The organism is Erythrobacter sp. HI0063 (genome assembly GCF_001635685.1).
In the GTDB taxonomy this organism is placed as follows: Bacteria; Pseudomonadota; Alphaproteobacteria; order Sphingomonadales; family Sphingomonadaceae; genus Qipengyuania.
On the sequence record NZ_LWFF01000214.1, the window covers coordinates 1 to 18561 of the forward strand.

17 protein-coding genes are annotated in these 18561 nt (G+C 63.7%); 10 read left to right on the forward strand and 7 right to left on the reverse strand.

Going from position 1 to position 18561, the window contains the following annotated elements; genetic code table 11:
- Positions 1 to 149: 149 nt before the first annotated feature.
- Positions 150 to 659, reverse strand: coding sequence for a DsrE family protein (locus tag A3736_RS06910; RefSeq protein ID WP_067680859.1), 510 nt, complete (start codon positions 657 to 659; stop codon positions 150 to 152).
- Positions 660 to 670: 11 nt separating this feature from the next.
- Positions 671 to 1270, reverse strand: a complete 600-nt coding sequence (gene ruvA / locus A3736_RS06915) for a Holliday junction branch migration protein RuvA (RefSeq protein WP_067680860.1) — start codon at positions 1268 to 1270, stop codon at positions 671 to 673.
- A gap of 113 nt (positions 1271 to 1383) precedes the next feature.
- Between ruvA and aroC the strand changes: the two genes are divergently transcribed.
- Positions 1384 to 2451 (forward strand): chorismate synthase, encoded by a 1068-nt coding sequence (aroC, locus tag A3736_RS06920; protein ID WP_067680863.1) that lies wholly within the window; start codon positions 1384 to 1386, stop codon positions 2449 to 2451.
- A gap of 13 nt (positions 2452 to 2464) precedes the next feature.
- Positions 2465 to 3025 carry a ferric reductase-like transmembrane domain-containing protein gene (locus tag A3736_RS06925; protein WP_067680866.1) on the forward strand — a complete coding sequence of 187 codons (561 nt, stop codon included), beginning with the start codon at positions 2465 to 2467 and terminating at the stop codon, positions 3023 to 3025.
- Positions 3026 to 3059: 34 nt separating this feature from the next.
- On the opposite strand, the gene A3736_RS06930 is transcribed toward A3736_RS06925, so the two are convergent.
- Positions 3060 to 3575: a hypothetical protein gene (locus A3736_RS06930; protein WP_067680868.1), complete on the reverse strand. Its 516-nt coding sequence runs from the start codon at positions 3573 to 3575 to the stop codon at positions 3060 to 3062.
- A gap of 252 nt (positions 3576 to 3827) precedes the next feature.
- Here A3736_RS06930 and ahpC point away from each other — a divergent pair, with 252 nt between their 5' ends.
- Positions 3828 to 4394 carry an alkyl hydroperoxide reductase subunit C gene (gene ahpC, locus A3736_RS06935; RefSeq protein WP_067680871.1) on the forward strand — a complete coding sequence of 189 codons (567 nt, stop codon included), beginning with the start codon at positions 3828 to 3830 and terminating at the stop codon, positions 4392 to 4394.
- Between the two features lie 152 nt (positions 4395 to 4546).
- The gene (gene ahpF, locus A3736_RS06940; RefSeq protein WP_067680873.1) at positions 4547 to 6136 is read left to right on the forward strand and encodes an alkyl hydroperoxide reductase subunit F; all 1590 of its coding nucleotides are present in this window, start codon (positions 4547 to 4549) and stop codon (positions 6134 to 6136) included.
- Here ahpF and A3736_RS06945 read toward each other — a convergent pair whose 3' ends face one another.
- Positions 6137 to 6544 (reverse strand): hypothetical protein, encoded by a 408-nt coding sequence (locus A3736_RS06945; RefSeq protein ID WP_156502028.1) that lies wholly within the window; start codon positions 6542 to 6544, stop codon positions 6137 to 6139.
- Positions 6545 to 6900: 356 nt separating this feature from the next.
- Between A3736_RS06945 and katG the strand changes: the two genes are divergently transcribed.
- The 3 genes from katG to A3736_RS06960 all read left to right on the forward strand — a co-directional run bounded on the left by katG (position 6901) and on the right by A3736_RS06960 (position 12330).
- Positions 6901 to 9120 (forward strand): catalase/peroxidase HPI, encoded by a 2220-nt coding sequence (gene katG, locus A3736_RS06950; protein WP_067680877.1) that lies wholly within the window; start codon positions 6901 to 6903, stop codon positions 9118 to 9120.
- 166 nt (positions 9121 to 9286) lie between these two features.
- Complete coding sequence (locus A3736_RS06955; protein WP_067680879.1) at positions 9287 to 10840, forward strand: catalase; 1554 nt, start codon at positions 9287 to 9289, stop codon at positions 10838 to 10840.
- Between the two features lie 8 nt (positions 10841 to 10848).
- Positions 10849 to 12330, forward strand: coding sequence for an aldehyde dehydrogenase family protein (locus A3736_RS06960; protein ID WP_067680882.1), 1482 nt, complete (start codon positions 10849 to 10851; stop codon positions 12328 to 12330).
- A 6-nt stretch (positions 12331 to 12336) separates the two neighbouring features.
- Here the strand turns inward: A3736_RS06960 and A3736_RS06965 are convergent, their stop codons facing one another.
- From A3736_RS06965 to A3736_RS06975, 3 genes are read right to left on the reverse strand one after another with little or no spacing between them, the layout of a single operon-like run.
- Positions 12337 to 12915, reverse strand: coding sequence for a Smr/MutS family protein (locus tag A3736_RS06965; protein WP_067680885.1), 579 nt, complete (start codon positions 12913 to 12915; stop codon positions 12337 to 12339).
- Positions 12912 to 14120 (reverse strand): murein transglycosylase A, encoded by a 1209-nt coding sequence (locus A3736_RS06970; protein WP_067680975.1) that lies wholly within the window; start codon positions 14118 to 14120, stop codon positions 12912 to 12914. The genes A3736_RS06965 and A3736_RS06970 overlap by 4 nt, the downstream gene beginning before the upstream one ends.
- A gap of 41 nt (positions 14121 to 14161) precedes the next feature.
- Positions 14162 to 14815, reverse strand: a complete 654-nt coding sequence (locus tag A3736_RS06975; RefSeq protein WP_067680888.1) for a Tim44/TimA family putative adaptor protein — start codon at positions 14813 to 14815, stop codon at positions 14162 to 14164.
- Positions 14816 to 15140: 325 nt separating this feature from the next.
- Between A3736_RS06975 and secB the strand changes: the two genes are divergently transcribed.
- From secB to trpS, 3 genes are all read left to right on the forward strand, one after another.
- Positions 15141 to 15674, forward strand: a complete 534-nt coding sequence (gene secB, locus A3736_RS06980) for a protein-export chaperone SecB (RefSeq protein WP_067680891.1) — start codon at positions 15141 to 15143, stop codon at positions 15672 to 15674.
- Between the two features lie 64 nt (positions 15675 to 15738).
- Complete coding sequence (gene murJ / locus A3736_RS06985; protein ID WP_067680894.1) at positions 15739 to 17325, forward strand: murein biosynthesis integral membrane protein MurJ; 1587 nt, start codon at positions 15739 to 15741, stop codon at positions 17323 to 17325.
- A 10-nt stretch (positions 17326 to 17335) separates the two neighbouring features.
- Positions 17336 to 18421, forward strand: a complete 1086-nt coding sequence (trpS, locus tag A3736_RS06990) for a tryptophan--tRNA ligase (protein WP_067680896.1) — start codon at positions 17336 to 17338, stop codon at positions 18419 to 18421.
- The last annotated feature ends 140 nt before the right edge of the window (positions 18422 to 18561 follow it).

Consider the following 18561-nt stretch of genomic DNA (forward strand, 5'->3'; position numbering starts at 1 on the left):
CGGGGTCGGTCATGGTAGGCTGCAAAGGTCGCGTTCGTAATTCCAAGCGCCACCAGCATCAAGACAGGCATCGATCGATAGCCAGTCGTTTGCGTGCCAACCCGCGAGACATCCCAGTAGAAACACCGTAATCTTGACGACTGGTTGCCTCAAAACGGGTTCACCGTATATCCGCGCTGCTGGAGCAGGGCGTGCGCGGTCATGGCGGAGAGCGCCATCTCGACACCGGGGATCAGGTCTCCTTGTGCGATTTCCGATCCCGCCGCGCTCTGGCCGCAGACGATGAAACGCACACCTTCTTCGAGCAATCGTTCGACCATGTCGCGCGAGGCGTTGTCCTCGCTCGCCAGCAAGTCCTTCACCGCCCCGCCATGGACCACCACGGCGATGCGGATGTTTTCCGGGTCGACGCCTGCCGCAGCATGCATGTTGATGAAGCGCGCGGCGCTTTCGAAACCGCGATTGCGCGTGCCATCCTCCGCCGCCCTCGCCACGTCGAAGGCGACTGCGAACTCAGCATCCTCGGGCACACGATCGATCCCTTCGACCGCGTAATGCGGGCCGAATTCTTCGAACACGGGGCCATAACGAACTTCAGGCGCTTGCGCGGCGAGCGGCGCCGCCAGCGTCATTGCGAGACTTGCCAACACTGAACGCATACCGATTGTCCTCACCCCGCCGCCCTCTTCAAGGCCACTCTGATCAGCTCGCCCTCGCCGGCGCTATCGCCCAGCTCCCCCTGCGCCAGAGCGACCGCGCGCGCGGCGACGGCGGGCTTGAAGCCGAGATTTTCGAGCGCGCTGACGGCATCCGCGCTGGCACCACCCCTGGGGGCTGCGACCGCGCCAGTCCCGCCACCACCCGGCAGCGCCCCGGCCTTGTCCTTCAGCTCATTGACGATGCGCCCGGCAAGCTTTGGCCCGACCCCGTTCGCACGCGCGACCATCGCAGCATCGCCATTGGCGCAAGCCGCCTGCAATTCGTCCGCCGACAGCGCCGAAAGAATCGCCAGTGCGACCTTGCTTCCCACGCCCTGCACCTGCGTCAACAGCCGGAACCAGTCCCGCTCTGCCCCGTCGGCGAAGCCCAGCAGGCGCATGTCGTTCTCGCTAACCTGCAGGTCGGTAAAGACCGTGCACGCCTCCCCCGCCTCGCCCAGCTGGCTGAGCGTGCGGGCCGAACAATGGACCAGATAGCCTACCCCGCCGACATCGATCACCGCCCAATCGGCGCCGGTTTCGTCGAGCAGGCCTTTCAGCTTGGCTATCATACGATTTCTACGGGCAAGCGGTTTCTCCGGGCATGGTTTGTTCTTGGCCCTCAAGAAGGAATTGGTCCAGCGCGAATGGACACAAGCCCACAATTGCAGGCAAGAAGAGAGCCATGAGCTGGAACACATTCGGGCGCGTGTTGCGCTTCACGACCTGGGGCGAGAGCCATGGCCCCGCGATCGGCGCGGTGGTGGACGGGTGCCCGCCGGGTCTCGCGCTGTCGGAAGCGGACATCCAACCCTTTCTCGACGCGCGCAAGCCGGGGCAGAACAAGTATACGACGCAGCGGCAGGAAGCCGATCTCGTCCGCATCCTGTCGGGTACGTTCGAGGGCAAGACGACCGGCACGCCGATCGCGCTGATGATCGAGAACACCGATCAGCGGTCGAAGGATTATTCCGAGATCGCCAACACCTATCGCCCAGGCCACGCCGATTACGCCTATGACGCAAAATACGGGTTCCGCGACTATCGCGGCGGTGGGCGTTCCAGCGCACGCGAAACGGCGAGCCGCGTGGCGGCCGGCGCGGTGGCGCGGCTGGCGATCCCCGAAGTGACGATCACCGCCTATGTCGCCGAGATCGGCGGGGATGCCGTCGATCCGGCGAATTTCGATGCGGCGGAAATCCAGCGGAACCCCTTCTGGTGCCCCGATGCCGCAGCCGCGCAGCGCTGGCAAAGCCAAGTGGACGAGGCGCGTAAATCCGGCTCCTCGCTCGGCGCGGTGGTTGAATGCGTGGCGACGGGCGTTCCCGCCGGATGGGGCGCACCGCTCTACGCCAAGCTCGATGCCGACCTCGCCTCAGGAATGATGAGCATCAACGCGGTCAAGGGTGTGGAGATCGGCGACGGGTTCGCCGCGGCGCGATTGACCGGCGAAGAAAACGCCGATCCGATGCGGCCCGCCGATGACGGCACCGAATTCCTTGCAAATCACGCCGGTGGTATCGCGGGCGGGATTTCCACCGGCCAGCCGGTGACCTGCCGCGTCGCCTTCAAGCCGACCAGTTCGATCCTGACGCCGGTCGACAGCGTGACGCGCGACGGGCAGGCCACCCAAGTGCGCACCAAGGGTCGCCACGATCCGTGCGTCGGCATTCGCGGCACTCCCGTGGTGGAGGCGATGATGGCCCTGGTGCTCGCGGATCACAAATTGCTGCACCGCGCACAATGCGGCTGAGCGGGGAGCGAGCATGAGCCGGGAGCGATGGCTGTTGTGGCTGGCGTTGGCTCTGCCCGCATTGTGGATCGGCTGGCAGTGGATTTCGACGCCCGCAACGTACGGCTTCGGCCATGCCGTAAAGGATAGCGGCGATTGGGCCGCATGGTTGTTGCTGGCAACGCTCGCGGTCACGCCGCTACGGCTCGCCTTTCGCAAGAGCACCTGGACGCTATGGCTGATGAAGCGGCGGCGCGATCTCGGCGTCGCCAGCTTCGCCTATGCGGCGATCCACACCGCTATCTACCTCGTCAACAAGGCCGATCTCGGCGCGATACTGGAAGAAGCGGCGGGGTTCGATCTGCTGACCGGCTGGCTCGCGCTGATCCTGTTCCTACCGCTCGCGATCACGTCGAACGATCGGTCCGTGCGCGCGATGAAAGGCGGGTGGAAGCGGCTGCACATGCTGGTGCATCCCGCCGCCGTACTGGTGTTCGTCCACTGGGCGTTGACGGCCTTCGATCCGATCACGGCCTATATCCATATCGGGATACTGGCCGCGATCGAGATCGCCCGGTTCGCGCTCAAGCGGTAGCGCAAGCGGCTGGGCCGCTTGAGCGCGAAAAGGATCAGAGCGTGACGTACTGGCGCAGGCGCGCGACTTCCGCTTCGTCGACATATTTGCCGATCTCGCGATTGAATTCCTCGATGTTTTCGTAGGGACGGTATTCGAGAAATTCGCCGACCATCCGGTCGCTCATCCCGGGGACGAGCGCGATGTCTTCGCGGCTGGCGCTGTTGAGATCGATCGGCACGAAAACGCGCTCCCGGACCTGCGCCGCTTCGTCGGCGGACAGCGACTGCATCAGCACATCGTTGAACGCGGTCGCGCTCTCGTAAGGCTGGCCGTCGACGATTGCCTGGGCGAGTTCGGGGTTCACGCCGGTCAGGGCCTGAAGCTGATCGATGGTGACGAGGCTCGCATTGAGGACGGCGGTATCGGTCGCGGCCTGGTCCATCGCGGCGGGCTCTGCTTCCGAAGAGGCGGCGGTCGTCTCGGCGGGGGCTTCATCAGCCGGTTCGGAACAGGCGGCGAGAGAGAGCACGGATGCGGAAAGGGCGAGAGTGGCGAAAACTATACGCATGGCGATTCCTTTTTTGCGAATGCCTCGCACTAGCGGCGAAATCGCAAGAGCGAAACCTGTAAAGGCGCCGTTTTACCGTGAAGCCAAACGCTCTGGATCGCGCATCGCCGTGCTTTTCGAAAGTTCCAGTCCGGTGATGGAAAATTTCGATATTCGCAATCGCACATAATCGCTTTTGTGCGCTGCAACAGCGCCTATCTCTTACCCAGCAGTTTCACCCGAACCTTTTGAAAAACAAACGGAGACCATCCCATGGGTATCATCGGAACCGAAATCAAACCGTTCACCGCCACCGCCTTCAAGGCCGGCGAAGACTTTTACGAAGTCACAGACCAAGACGTGCGCGGCAAGTGGGCCGTGTTCTTCTTCTATCCGGCGGACTTCACCTTCGTCTGCCCGACCGAGCTCGAAGATCTCGGCGAGCAGTACGGTATGCTTCAGAAGATGGATGTCGAAGTCTACGGCGTCAGCACCGATACGCATTTCAGCCACAAGGCCTGGCACGATACCAGCGAACGCATCGGCAAGCTGACCTTCCCGTTCCTCGGCGATCAGAACCACACCCTTGCGCGCAATTTCGACGTGCTGCGTGAAGGCGTCGGCCTCGCCGATCGCGCCACCTTCGTGGTCGATCCCGATGGTGTAATCCAGATCATGGAGCAGACTTGTGAAGGTGTCGGCCGCAACGCCAACGAACTCGCCCGCAAGATCAAGGCCGCACAATATGTCCGCGCCAATCCCGGCCAGGTCTGCCCGGCAGCCTGGGAAGAAGGCAAGGACACGCTTGCACCGTCGCTGGACCTTGTCGGCAAGATCTGAGTTCAACGCATAACCGCGCCCGCTAATTCCTCCTGCGGAGCGCGGACAGAGCCCGAGCCCCGCTCGGGTCGCTGGAAGGCCCGGGGCACCCTCCCCCCCCCTCGCCCCGGGCCTTTTCATCTCCCCTGTTATTAGCCTTTCGGAGTCTTCCCGTGCTCGACGCCACCATGACGCAGCAGCTTTCGACCTATCTCGCCAATCTGCGCGAGCCGATCGAGCTCGTCGCTTCGCTCGGCGACGATCCGAAATCTCAGCAGACGCGCAAACTGCTCGAAGAGATCGCCGCGCTCCACGATATGGTGAGCGCGCAGTTCGACGGGACGGACGATCGCAAGCCCAGCTTCATTGTGCGCCGCGCTAGCGACGCGGAAAAATGGGTCCGCTTCGCTGGGCTCCCGATGGGCCACGAATTTACCTCGCTGGTGCTCGCCCTCCTCTGGGCTGGCGGCCATCCGCCGAAGGTCGATGCCGACCTGCTCGAACAGGTCCGCGGCCTCGAAGGCGATTACCATTTCGAGATGTATTTCTCGCTGTCGTGCCACAATTGTCCGGACGTGGTGCAGGCGCTGACGCTGATGGCATTCGAAAATTCACGCATCACCGCAACGCTGATCGAAGGCGGCACGTTCAAGGACGAAGTCGAAAGTCGCGAGATCATGGCCGTGCCCGCCACATTCCTGAATGGTGAGCCGTTCTACAACGGCAAGATGGAACTGGCCGAGATCCTGTCGAAGCTCGATACCGGCAGCGAAAAGAAGGCGGCGGACAAGATGTCGGCGAAAGAGCCCTTCGAGGTTTTGGTGGTCGGCGGCGGGCCTGCCGGGGCCGCGACTTCTATCTACACCGCGCGCAAGGGCTTCCGCACGGGCGTCGCGGCAGAACGCTTCGGCGGCCAGCTGCACGATACGCTCGGCATCGAGAACCTGCCGGGGACGCCTTACACCGAAGGGCCGAAGCTGGCGGGCGAGCTGGAACGGCATGTCGGCGAATACGACATCGACGTGATGAACCTCGCCAAGGCTGTGAAGCTTGTGCCCGCGCGCGAGGAAGGCGGCCTCCACACGGTCGAATTCGGCAATGGAGCAAAGCTCAAGACGCGCAGCCTGATCCTTTCCACCGGCGCGCGCTGGCGCAATCTCGGCGTTCCGGGCGAAGCGGAATATCGCAACAAGGGCGTGGCCTATTGCCCCCATTGCGACGGCCCGCTGTTCAAGGGCAAGCGCATCGCAGTGATCGGCGGCGGCAATTCGGGCGTCGAAGCGGCGATCGACCTCGCCAAGATCGTCGGCCACGTGACGCTGATCGAATACGATTCCAAGCTGCGCGCGGACGAGGTGCTTCAGGCCAAGCTCCGCAGCCTTTCCAATGTTGAGATCGTGACGAACGGCCAGACGACCGAAATCACCGGCTCGAACGGCAAGGTCGATGGACTGGTGGTGAAGGATCGCGCCAGCGGCGAGGAACGCCGCGTGGAGCTGGAAGGCGTGTTCATCCAGATCGGCCTCGTCCCCAACACCGAATGGCTGAAGGATAGCGGCCTCGACCTCACCAAATTCGGCGAGATCGCGGTGGACGAGGAAGGCCGCACCAACCTCCCCGGCGTGTTCGCAGCGGGAGACGTCACGACCGTTCCCTACAAGCAGATCGTCGTGGCGATGGGCGAAGGGTCCAAGGCCGGCCTGTCCGCCTTCGACTATCTTATCCGCACCGAACCGGCAGAAGAGATCGCGCAGGCGGCGTAGCTATCGCGAATAACGATACTTCAACCAGAGCCCCCGAATTCCAAGGACCGAGAGAATTCCGCTTCCACCAGTCCAAACGAAATCGACCGGCTCAGAAAAGCTCGACTGCGATAGTAGGGTAACACAAGCTATCGCAGAAGCTAGTGAAATGCCGACAAGTAAAAGCCAGCTGGTGGACGAAAAATGCGCCGCCAAAATCTCGTCTTTGGTCATGGGAACACCAACTGAAGGCCGGTCAGCGAGAACTCTGGCTGGCGCGCTTGAGTTTCGCATGCCGAAAAAGGCGATGGTCCCTATCGCAAGTAAGCTGATCACGAGCGTGCCATAAGGTCCATCTGAAAAATCCGGTGCAACCACTGAAGCGATCACAATAACAAATATCACCGCCGCACAGACGGCCCATATCATTCGGCTAGTCGCGCTCCGGTATTGCCGTGCAAACTCGTTCCTTTCGCCTTCCGTCACTGGAATGGGGGCTCCGCGCCTGGACCTCCGGTAGATAATTCCATCACTGCGGTCTTCGAACTGGCGAAGGAAAATAGCTTCTAACTGATCCAAGTGTCGTTTCAGGAGCATGCTTTTCCATAGGCTCAGCTTCCCATCCACGCCAACGAAACAACTCATCCCACAATCGGCTCAACCAATCAATTCGACGCAATTAATCGATTGGACCCATCAGAGGGTTCGGTGCATTCTCTTTCTAGACGCTCGCGCTCACGTTTCGCGCGCGCTTACGTACCAAATCTGAGAGAGGATTTCCCACGATGGACGCCAAGACCGGAGATATCAGCGGCTGCCCCTTCCACGGCGATGGAGGCTTTCGCGGCCTGCTCGGCCGGACCAACAAGGATTGGTGGCCCGACAGTCTCGACCTGCACATCCTGACGCAAGGCGGTACGTCGCCCGATCCGATGGGCGAGGATTTCGATTATTGCGAAGCGTTCAACGCGGTCGATTACGCAGGCCTCAAGGCCGACATCAAGGCGCTGATGACCGACAGCCAGGATTGGTGGCCGGCTGATTACGGGCATTACGGCCCGTTCTTCATCCGCATGGCCTGGCACGCGGCGGGCACTTATCGCACCGGCGACGGGCGCGGCGGTGCCTCTTCGGGCCAGCAGCGCTTCGCTCCGCTCAACAGCTGGCCGGATAACGGCAATCTCGACAAGGCGCGCCGCCTGCTGTGGCCGATCAAGCAGAAATACGGCAAGCACATCAGCTGGGCCGACCTGTTCGTGCTCACCGGCAATGTCGCCATCGAATCGATGGGCGGCCCGGTGTTCGGCTTCGGCGGAGGCCGCAAGGACGTCTACGAGCCGGAACAGGACGTTTACTGGGGCACCGAGGAAGAGTGGGTGGATACCGGCGCGGAAACGCGCATCATCCCAGATGAAGGCAAGGCGCTCGAAAACCCGCTCGCCGCAATCCAGATGGGCCTGATCTACGTCAATCCGGAAGGTCCGGGCGGCAATCCACACGATCCCGAAGGCATGGCGCGCGACATGAAGGAAACCTTCGCGCGCATGGCCATGAACGATGAAGAAACCGTCGCGCTGACCGCGGGCGGCCACGCCTTCGGCAAGTGCCACGGCGCCAAGCCGTCCGACACGTTCGGCAAGGCGCCCGAAGCCGAAGGCATGACCGCGATGGGCTTCGGCTGGATGACCGATCCGGAAGAAATCGGTAAGGGCCACATCACCACGTCGGGCATCGAAGGCGCGTGGACTCCAAATCCGACCGAGTGGGGCAACGACTATTTCCGCCTGCTGTTCAAATACGAATACGAGCTCGTGAAGAGCCCGGCAGGTGCCTATCAGTGGACGCCGATCGACCCGGAAGAAGCCGACATGGCCCCCGATGCGCGGGACCCTTCCAAGAAGGTCCCAACCATCATGACCACCGCCGACATGGCGTTGAAGCGCGACCCGGCCTATCGCAAGATTTCCGAGCGGTTCCGCGACGATCAGGCGGCGCTGGACGATGCCTTCGCCCGCGCCTGGTTCAAGCTGACCCACCGCGATATGGGCCCCAAGATCCGCTATCTCGGCCCCGACGTGCCGAGCGAAGACCTGATTTGGCAGGATCCGATCCCTGCCGGGACCAAGCCTTCCGACAGTGCCGTTTCGGAATTCAAGCAGGCCGTTCTCGATAGCGGTCTGACGGTGGCCGAACTGGTCAAGGCGGCGTGGGCTTCGGCCAGCACCTATCGCAAGTCCGACCATCGCGGCGGCGCCAATGGCGCACATATCCGCTTCGATGAATTGCGGAACTGGAAGGTCAACGATCCGGAAGAACTGACCAAGGTCCTCGGCAAGCTCGACGAGCTTCGCGGCGGTATCTCGATGGCGGATGCCATCGTGCTCGGCGGCGCGGCGGCGATCGAGAAGGCGGCCAAGGACGGCGGCTACGACATCTCCGTCCCGGTCACCACCGGTCGCGGCGATGCGGCCGAGGATCAGTTCGATGCCGAAAGCTGGGAGCCGCTGGAGCCCTTCGCCGACGGGTTCCGCAACTACCTCAAGACCAAGGCTTCGGTGAAGACCGAGGACATGCTGATCGACCGGGCGAACCTGCTCGGCCTGTCGATCCCCGAAATGACCGTGCTGGTCGGCGGGATGCGCGCTCTCGGCGCCGTCTCCACCCATACGGAGCATGGCAACAGCATCGGCGTCCTCACCGACAAGCCGGGCACGCTGTCGAACGATTTCTTCAAGAACCTGCTCGACATGGGCACGCTGTGGGAAGTGGTCGACGAGAGCGGGGACGAGGAATTCGTCGGCAAGTGCCGACGGGAAGGTCACGCCAAGTGGCACGCCACGCGCACCGATCTGGTCTTCGGCTCGAACTCGCAGCTGCGCTCGGTCGCGGAAGTCTATGCCGAGAACGGGAACGAAGAGAAGTTCGCCAAGGACTTCGTCAAGGCCTGGACCAAGGTCATGGACGCGGACCGGTTCGACCTCACCTATCAGCAATACCACTCGTAAGGGGCAAACCCTTCGGGACGCGGGAAGCCCCCGGTGCGCAAGCGCCGGGGGCTTCTTCGTTTGCGCCCGTCACCAGCCGCAGCGCAATTGCGACGAAGCGGTGGAACGCGCGCCTCCGCCTGGGCGTTCATCACCGTAACCTCCCAAAATCTCGAAAGGCGTCGCCATGGCCGACCGTACCGTTTCCCCCACCACCACCGATGCAGGCATCCCCGTCCAGAGCGACGAGCATTCGCTGACCCTTGGCCGTGACGGCCCGATCGTGCTCAACGATCACTACCTGATCGAGCAGATGGCGAACTTCAATCGCGAGCGCATTCCCGAGCGCCAGCCCCACGCCAAGGGGTCGGGCGCGTTCGGTTATTTTGAAACCACCGCCGATGTGTCCAAATACACCAAGGCCAAGGTCTTCCAGAAGGGCGTGAAGACCGACACCGCCATGCGCTTCAGCACGGTGGCGGGCGAACGCGGCAGCCCCGATACGTGGCGCGATCCGCGCGGCTTCTCGGTCAAATTTTATACCGAGGACGGCAATTTCGACATGGTCGGCAACAACACGCCGATCTTCTTCATCCGCGATCCGCTGAAATTCCAGCACTTCATCCGCAGTCAGAAGCGCCGCGCCGATAACGGACTGCGCGATCACGACATGATGTGGGATTTCTGGACGCTGAGCCCCGAAAGCGCGCACCAGGTCACGTACCTGATGGGCGACCGCGGCGTGCCCAAGAACTGGCGGGAAATGAACGGATATTCCAGCCACACTTACATGTTGATCAACGAGGAGGGTGAGAAATTCTGGGTCAAGTTCCACTTCCACACCGATGTCGGCGACAAGGGTGGCAACGCTCACCTGACGCAGGACGAAGCGGTAAAGAAGGCGGGTGAAGACAGCGACTATCACCGTCGCGACCTGTTCGACGCCATCCACGAGGGCAATTTCCCGAGCTGGACGCTCAAATGGCAGATCATGCCGTATGAGGATGCGAAGACCTACCGCATCAATCCGTTCGACCTCACCAAGACCTGGCCGCATTCGGACTATCCGCTAATCGAGGTCGGCACGCTGGTGCTGAACGAAAACCCGGTCGACTGGGATACGCAGATCGAACAGCTCGCCTTCGAGCCCAACAACATGGTGCCCGGCATCGGCCTCAGCCCCGACAAGATGCTGCTGGCACGCGGCTTTTCCTATGCCGATGCGCACCGCCACCGGCTGGGCGTCAATTACAAGCAAATCCCGGTCAACGCGCCGAAAAATGCCGATCAGGTCAATTCCTATTCGCGCGCGGGCGCCATGCGGACGGTCAACGCAGTCGATCCGGTCTATGCGCCCAACAGCTATGGCGGCCCGGCGGCGCAGCCGCAGGTCGGCGGCGAAGCGACGTGGTATGCCGATGGCGACATGGTGCGTGCAGCCTATACCCTGCGCGAAGACGACGACGACTGGAGCCAGCCGCGCGCACTGATCAACGAGGTGATGGACGATGCGCAGCGCGACCGGTTCGTCTCGAACGTCTCGGGCCATCTGGCCGACGGCGTCAGCGAAAACGTGCTGGTCCGCGCGTTCGACTATTGGAAGAATGTCGACAGCGCGATCGGCAAGCGGATCGAGGACAAGGTGCGTGAGATGATCGGCGGAAAATCGGAGGCTCCCGGCCTTGCGAGCGCCAAGTCGATCTCGGGCGAAGCCGCCCCCCTTCGCGAAGCAGCGGAGTAAGGCCGATCATGACGAAATACGACAAGCTCGATCGTCTGTATCTGGCGGGCGAATGGCGCGACGGTAGCGGCAAAGCGCTGACGAATGTCAGCCCGTGGGACGAAAGCACGATCTTCGAGATGAAGGGTGCGACTGCCGACGATGTCGACGAAGCCTATCGCGCCAGTGCCGAAGCGCAGAAGGAATGGGCCAAGCTGCCGCCCGCCGCTCGTTCGGCCAAGATGCACGCGATCGCCGATATCCTCGATGCGCGTAAGGACGAGATCGCGGACTGGATCGTGCGCGAGGTCGGCGGCACCAGGCTGAAGGCCGCGCTTGAACTGATGCTGGTGACGCAAGTCGCCCGGCAGGAAGCGGCTGCACTGCCCTTCATGGTCGAAGGGTCGATTCTTCCCGAAAGCCTGCCGGGCAAGGAAAGCCGCGCCTATCGCCAGCCCGCCGGTGTGGTCGCACTCGTCTCGCCGTGGAATTTCCCGCTACAATTGACTGCCCGCACGCTCTTCCCCGCGGTCGCGTTGGGCAATGGCGTCGTCGTCAAACCGGCAAGCGATTCGATCGTCACCGGCGGAACCTTGTTTGCCGCGATCTGCGAGGAGGCGGAGCTTCCGCCCGGCCTCGTCGCGGTGCTGCCCGGTTCGGGCTCGGAGATCGGCGATGCCATGGTCCAGCATCCGGTCCCCTCGGTGGTGTCCTTCACCGGGTCGACGCCGGTGGGTCGCGGTGTCGGCAAGGCCGCGCTCGATTCCAAGCGTTTGAAAGCGCTCGAACTGGAGCTTGGCGGCAATTCGCCGATCGTGGTGCTGGACGATGCCGATATCGACTATGCGGTCGAAGCGAGCGTCTGGGGCAAGTTCGTCCATCAGGGCCAGATCTGCATGATCGCCAACCGCCTGGTGGTCGAGGATGCGATCTACGACGAGTTCGTGGAGAAATTCGTCGCCCGCACGAAAGAACTGGTCGTCGGTCAGCGCGACGATCCGGCCTGCATGATCGGGCCGATCGTCAATCGCGACCAGTTCGACAAGATCAACGATATGATCGCCAAGGCCAAGGATCAGGGTGCGACCTGCGCGCTGGGCGGCGAGCCCGATGGGCTGGTCATTCCGCCGCATGTCTTCACCGATGTGGGCGAAGACAATTGCCTCGTCACCAACGAGATCTTCGGCCCCGTCGCCCCGATCCAGCGCGCGCGGGACGAAGAACACGCGCTCGAACTCGCCAATGCGACCGATCTCGGCCTGTCGAGCGCGGTGTTCAGCCGCGACGAAGGCCGCGCTCTGGCCTTCGCCAAGCGGATCGAGGCGGGGATGACGCATATCAACGACCAGACCGTCAACGACAGTCCGTTCAGCCCCTTCGGCGGTGCCAAGAATTCGGGCCTCGGGCGGTTCAACGGGCGCTGGGCGGTGGAGGCATTCACGAAGGCGCACTGGATCAGCGTCCAGCACGAAAAACGGCAATTCCCCTTCAGCGCCGACGATCTCGGCTGAGAGCGATCAGCGGGGGCGCTTCAGGACGATATAGAGCGCCCCTTCCCCGCCGTGCCGGCGATGCGCGGAGCGGACCGCTGCGATGGCGGAATGGTGGCTCGATGCCGCCAGCCAGTCCAGCACCTTGGCGCGGATCGCTCCCCTGCTCGATCCGCGATCGGCAGCGGCAACCGGCCGCGGCTTTCCCGTCACCAGCAGGATCGTGCGCGCCTCCATCGCACGCGCCTGCGCGACGCCGCTCATCAGCCGCGAATAGGCGGCGTCGAGCCCATGGCCGTGCAGGTCGAGCGTGAAATCGGGCGCGAGCGTGCCTCCCTTCAGCCGCCGTTCCCAATGCGAATCGAGACCCGCCTGGCGAGCCTGTGCCGGAGGAGGGCTCGCTGCAGAATGGGAGCGCTGCGGTGCCTTCTGCTTCGACGCAGCGGTGGACTTGGGCGGCACGGGTTTGGCTTCGGGCTGAGACGAGGCCGCGTGGAGGCGTTTCGCCGCCACCACCTTTGGCTGGGGATCAAGCGGCTTCACCGTCGCCGCGACCTTTTCCCACGCCTCGGCTTCTTCGCTGCTGAGGCCGCGCGGCGCGCTCATTGCCCTTGGCGGCGGGCGAGCGTCCCCTTGGGCAGCAGCACCAGCGCCTGTCCGCGTCCGCTCATCCCGCCCGCGATTTCGCGCGCCTGCGGTCCATTGCCCCAGAACGTGTCGAAGCGATTGGCACCCTTGATCGCGCCGCCCGTATCCTGCGCGATCCACAAGCCGTCCGCCACGTCGCGATCGAGATCGAGCCAGACGGGCGCGCCCAGCGGCACGTAGGCCGGGTCAGCCGCAACCGACGATCCACGCCGCACCGGCACTTCCAGCGCACCCAGAGGCCCATCCGTCGTCAACTCGCGGAAGAATATCCAGCTCTTGTTGAGCCGCATGAGGTCCGCACCTGCCTCGGGGTAGTCGCGCAGATATTGGACGATGCCCTGCATCGATCCGGCATACTGGCCCGGCCCGTCACCCAGCAGGCCGCGCTCGCGCATGACCGATCCGATGCCGACATATTCGCGACCGTTCTGGCCGGCATAGCCGATCCGCATCAGCGATCCGTCGGGCAGGCGCAGCAGTCCCGAACCCTGGATCTGCAGAAAAAAGAACTCGATCGGATCGGCGGCCCAGGCGATTTCGAGATTGCGCCCGGCGAGCGCCCCCCGCTCGATCTCGGCGCGCTCGTAATAGGGGACGTGGTTGCCGCTCGCATCCTTGCGGCCCAGCGGCGCGCGTCCGGTCCGCTCGCTCATCGCCATGTCGGCGGGCCAGTCGCGCACGAGATCGGGCGGCAGGCGATAGACGGGCACGTCATAGCCGGGGCGGCGCGTGCGGCTGCCCAGGATCTCGGGCTCGAAATAGCCCGTGGCGAACGCTTTGCCGTCACCGATCCGGGCGCTTTCGAAATAGGTAGTGAAGAACCGCAGCGCATCGCTGGCGGGCCATGCCCGCGCTGCATCGCAAGCCGGGCGCCAATCTTCGCGATTGGTCAGCCCGCTCTGATCGTGGCGCGCGACGAGCTTGGGGCAGGATTCGAGAAAGCTGGCAAGCGCGGTGCCCGCATCGCCCGATTGGATGCCGAGCGAGCCGATATTCGGCCCTGCGGACAGGCCGGAAAAAGCCGCGCTTTCGACCTTTGGCACGATCGGCGGCAACGGCGTGGCTGTGCGAGGCGGTTCGGCCTTGGGGACGGCTTGGCAGCCGGCAAGCGCAAGCCCCGCGCTCAGGATAAGACCGCGCAGGGCCCTCGTCGCAACTTGCATCATCCCTCCCCGAATGCCCGCCGCCAAAGCGGGCCAAACGATCAACCCTGATCGGTCTCGTCGAGAACCCAGTTCGGATCCGCCGCGTCGACATTGCGCTTGAACGTCCAGATGTCGCGGCTCTCGACCGCGTCGTCCAGCGAACCGGCAATGGCCGTGCCGTCCCGGTCGCGCGTGATCGCCGCGATGTCGGAGACGAACAGAACCGCGATGCGCGCCATCCGCCCATCCATGTCGGCGGACTTGATCGTCGCGTCCTCGATCCGGATCAGGCGGTTTTCCAACGTCTCGCCCGCTTCGGTGCGCGCGTCGATCGCGCCGGCGAAGCTTTCATAGACATCGTCGTCGCACAATTCGCGCAGCGTTTCCTTGTCGCCTTCCCAGAAGGCTTCGAGCACCATCGCATAGGCGCCCTTCGCCCCGTCGAGAAAGCCGAGCACGTCGAAGCGCGGATCGGCGGCGGCGATGGCGCGCACGCCGCTTTCGGTCCCGGCGGGAAGATCGGCCTGGCGCAGCGCGACATCCGGCTGGGCCCGCCGCGCGCGGTCATCGCCCTGCGGCGCGATCGCGTCCGGGCGTTCGAACCGCTGGGGCGCATGCTCCTCCTCATGCTCGGCCCTGCGGCCCAACACCGAATAGAGGCGCAGCCCCAGAAAGGCGGCGATGGCGGCGAGGATGACGATTTCGAGAATCACTATGCGTGCACCTGCAGCTTTGCGTGCGCACCGGGTGCCTTCGACAGGGCACCTGTGGCAGCGCGCGGGATATGTCTTCGTAACCTGCCCTACATAGGTAAGAATTACAAATCGGCAACGCGATTGAGCAGCCCGGGTGCCCGGGCGGGCGCAGATTCCGCACCTGCCCGCTTCAATCGCCTTCCGCCATCGCCCGGCCGCCATCAATTGGCCGCCATCGGCTCGGTTGCCGGGGTTCGAGGCAGGTGCTAGGCGCGCGGTCGAACCGGCGCACGCTTTTACCTGGCGTATCGCCCGTCATAACATCGAACCGAAAGTGTGCCCAATGGCCGACGAAGGCGACATCCTCACCGATCTGAACATGGACCCGAACGCGAAACCGAACGGGGCCGACAACCGCCCGGCGGCGGGCATCGTGACGCAATATATCAAGGATCTCTCGGTCGAGAACCCGAACGCGCCCGATTGCTTCCAGTGGAACGAGCAGCCGCAGATCGACCTTCAGGTCAATATCGGCGCCAACACGGTCAATCAGGAATTGTCCGAAGTCGAGCTGAAGGTGAACGTCACCGCCAAGGGCGAAAAGGGCGATTTCTACCTGATCGAACTGTCCTATTGCGGCCTCGTCGGCATGCGCAATCTGCCCGACGAGCAGGCCCACGCCTTCCTCTTCGCCGAAGCGCCGCGCATCCTGTTTCCCTTCGTGCGCCGCGTGATCGCGGATGCCAGCCGCGATGCGGGCTTCCCGCCGCTGATGATGGACCCGATGGATTTCGGCGCGCTCTATCAACAGCAGCTTGCCGCGCGCGCGCAGCAGCAGGGCCAGACCGGCGATGCCATGCCCACGGGCGAGAACTGATCGGGCGCTCGCGCCGCGCCCCGGCCTAATTGTGTGACATGACCGCCGGGGAAGGACAGAGCCGATGAAACTGGTCAAGGCGCTCGGCTCGATCGGGTCGCTGACGCTTGCCAGCCGCGTGCTGGCGCTGGTGCGCGACGCCTTGCAGGCACGTTACGTCGGCGCGGGCTTCGCATCGGACGCCTTCCTCGTCGCCTTCCGCCTGCCCAACATGTTCCGCGCCCTGTTCGCGGAAGGGGCGTTTTCCGCCGCCTTCATCCCGATGTTCAACCGCCAGGTTGCCGAAGGCGGTGGCAAGCCCGCAGGGGTCGATTTCGCGGAACGGGCGCTGGCGGTGCTGCTGCCGGTCCTGGTGGTCTTCACGATCGCGCTGATGATTGCGGCCTGGCCGCTCACCTATGCGCTGTCGGGCGGGTTCAACGATCCGACGCCGGAACAATTCCGCTACGCCGTGATGCTGTCGCGGATCACTCTGCCCTATCTGCTGATGATCTCGCTGGTGTCGCTGCTCGGCGGTATTCTCAATTCGCTGGAGCGATATTGGGTCAATGCCGCCGCCCCGATCCTGCTCAATATCGCGATGGTTGCGGGTCTCGCGCTGTTCCACGGCGAAAATCCGTACGAGACCGCCATGGTGCAGGCCGTGTCCGTCACTGTCGGCGGGGCGCTGCAACTGGTGTTCCTCATCTGGGGCTGCCGCCGTGCGGGCATTAAATTGAAGCTGCGCCTGCCCCGGATCGACAAGGACATCAAACGGCTGATGACGCTGATCCTGCCAGCAGCCGCGGGCGCAGGTGCGACGCAGATCAACCTTCTCATCTCGACTGCGCTGGCAGGCGCGCTGCTGGCACCGGGCGCGATCAGCTTTATCTATTATGCGGACCGGCTGAACCAGTTGCCGCTTGGCCTGATCGGGATCGGCCTCGGCACGATCCTGCTGCCCACGCTTTCCCGCCTGCTGAGCAACGATCAGGTGGACGAAGCGCTCGACATGCAGAACCGCGGCATCGAGTTGGCCCTATTCCTGACGCTGCCCGCCACCGCCGCTTTCCTGACGATTTCAGAACCGATCGTGCGCGGTCTGTTCCAGTATGGCGCGTTCAGCGCGCAGGATACGCGGGCGACCGCGCTGGTGCTGGCCGCCTTCTCGCTCGGCCTGCCTGCCTATATCCTGATCAAGGTGCTGACGCCGGGCTATTACGCGCGTTCCGACACGCGCACGCCGGTGCGTTTTGCCATCATCGCGATCATGGTCAATATCGTCGGCAATATCGCGCTGATCCCGACCATCGGCTATCTCGGCCCGCCGGTCGCCACCGCCGTATCCGCCGCGATCAATGCTGCGCTGCTGTTCTGGACATTGCGCAAGCGCGGCCAGTTCGCCGCCGATGCGCGCCTGCTGCGCCGTCTGCCCCGGCTGGCGCTGGCGGCGGCGATCATGGGCGGGGCGCTGGCGCTCTCGCGCCCGCTGATGGCACCGTTCATGGCGGGTGACATGGTGATGCGCGGCCTCACTCTGGCAGTTACGGTCGGTGCGGGCGCGGCCGTCTATATCGCGGCGAGTTTCCTTACCGGCGCCTTCCGGCTAAGCGACCTAAAGGCGCTGCGCCGCCGCGCCCCTGCACCCAAATCCCCCGAACCAGAGCAATAGGCCCAAAACCATGCGCGTCGTTTCCGGCATCCAGCCGACAGGCAATCTCCACCTCGGCAATTATCTCGGCGCGATCCGCAATTGGGTGCGGATGCAGGATGAGATTACCGGCGCTCAAGCAGCCGAAGGCGGTAGCGCTGAGAAAAACGGCGCTCAAGCAGCCGCAGGCGGTGGCGCGGAAAAGAACGAGGCTCTGTTCTTCCTCGCGGACCTGCATGCCATTTCCATGCCGCACGATCCGGCTCAGCTCCATCAGGGCACGCTGGAGATGGCTGCGGCACTGGTTGCCTGCGGGATCGATCCCGAACGCTCGATCCTGTTTAACCAGGCGCAGGTGCCCCAGCATGCCGAGCTGCAATGGCTGCTCAACGGCACGGCGCGGATGGGCTGGCTCAACCGCATGACGCAGTGGAAGGACAAGGCGGGCAAGAACCGCGAAGGCGCCAGCGTCGCCCTGTTCGCCTATCCCGTGCTGCAGGCCGCCGATGTGCTGCTCTATCAGGCCACCCACGTGCCGGTGGGTGAGGACCAGAAGCAGCATCTCGAACTGGCGCGCGACATTGCGCAGAAATTCAACCACGATTTCGCATCTGAGGACGCGCCCGTCTTCACTCTGCCCGATCCGATCGTGCCGCCCGATGCCGCGCGCATCATGAGCCTGCGCGACGGGACGAAGAAGATGTCGAAATCGGACCCTTCCGATATGAGCCGCATCAACCTCGCCGACGATCCGGACGAAGTGATGAAAAAGGTCAAGAAAGCCAAGACCGATCCCGAGCCCTTGCCATCGGAGCGCAAGGGGCTGGAAGACCGGGCCGAGGCGCTGAACCTCGTGACGATCTATGCCGCGCTGACAGACAGCAGCGTCGACGCCGTGCTCGAAGAGCATGGCGGGCAGGGTTTCGGCCATTTCAAACCGCTTCTGGGCGAAGCGCTGGTCGAGACGCTGAGGCCGATTTCGGCGCGGTTTACTCAGCTTCTGGAGGACCGCGAGGCACTCGATGCGATTCTGGCGCGCGGCGCGGCCCAGGCGCGCGAGCGGGCGGTCGCGACGCTCGATGCCACTTACGATGCGCTCGGTCTGGTGCGCGGCTGAGCCTTCGGGGCCAGCCGCTTCGGGAACCGGAAGCGCGCAAGTGCGCTCGATAAGAGACGGATATATCATTCAAACCGGGTTCAGCCCGGCTGCGATAGACCGTGCCTATTCGCTGACAGATTGGCCGCCGATCGACCCGT

What these genes read in the sequence shown, in the direction of transcription:
- A3736_RS06910 (WP_067680859.1), bottom strand. Translation starts at nt 659, where the DNA reads ATGCGTTCAGTGTTGGCAAGTCTCGCAATGACGCTGGCGGCGCCGCTC.
- ruvA (WP_067680860.1), bottom strand. Translation starts at nt 1,270, where the DNA reads ATGATAGCCAAGCTGAAAGGCCTGCTCGACGAAACCGGCGCCGATTGG.
- aroC (WP_067680863.1), top strand. Translation starts at nt 1,384, where the DNA reads ATGAGCTGGAACACATTCGGGCGCGTGTTGCGCTTCACGACCTGGGGC.
- A3736_RS06925 (WP_067680866.1), top strand. Translation starts at nt 2,465, where the DNA reads ATGAGCCGGGAGCGATGGCTGTTGTGGCTGGCGTTGGCTCTGCCCGCA.
- A3736_RS06930 (WP_067680868.1), bottom strand. Translation starts at nt 3,575, where the DNA reads ATGCGTATAGTTTTCGCCACTCTCGCCCTTTCCGCATCCGTGCTCTCT.
- ahpC (WP_067680871.1), top strand. Translation starts at nt 3,828, where the DNA reads ATGGGTATCATCGGAACCGAAATCAAACCGTTCACCGCCACCGCCTTC.
- A3736_RS06945 (WP_156502028.1), bottom strand. Translation starts at nt 6,544, where the DNA reads ATGATATGGGCCGTCTGTGCGGCGGTGATATTTGTTATTGTGATCGCT.
- katG (WP_067680877.1), top strand. Translation starts at nt 6,901, where the DNA reads ATGGACGCCAAGACCGGAGATATCAGCGGCTGCCCCTTCCACGGCGAT.
- A3736_RS06955 (WP_067680879.1), top strand. Translation starts at nt 9,287, where the DNA reads ATGGCCGACCGTACCGTTTCCCCCACCACCACCGATGCAGGCATCCCC.
- A3736_RS06960 (WP_067680882.1), top strand. Translation starts at nt 10,849, where the DNA reads ATGACGAAATACGACAAGCTCGATCGTCTGTATCTGGCGGGCGAATGG.
- A3736_RS06965 (WP_067680885.1), bottom strand. Translation starts at nt 12,915, where the DNA reads ATGAGCGCGCCGCGCGGCCTCAGCAGCGAAGAAGCCGAGGCGTGGGAA.
- A3736_RS06970 (WP_067680975.1), bottom strand. Translation starts at nt 14,120, where the DNA reads ATGCAAGTTGCGACGAGGGCCCTGCGCGGTCTTATCCTGAGCGCGGGG.
- secB (WP_067680891.1), top strand. Translation starts at nt 15,141, where the DNA reads ATGGCCGACGAAGGCGACATCCTCACCGATCTGAACATGGACCCGAAC.
- murJ (WP_067680894.1), top strand. Translation starts at nt 15,739, where the DNA reads ATGAAACTGGTCAAGGCGCTCGGCTCGATCGGGTCGCTGACGCTTGCC.
- trpS (WP_067680896.1), top strand. Translation starts at nt 17,336, where the DNA reads ATGCGCGTCGTTTCCGGCATCCAGCCGACAGGCAATCTCCACCTCGGC.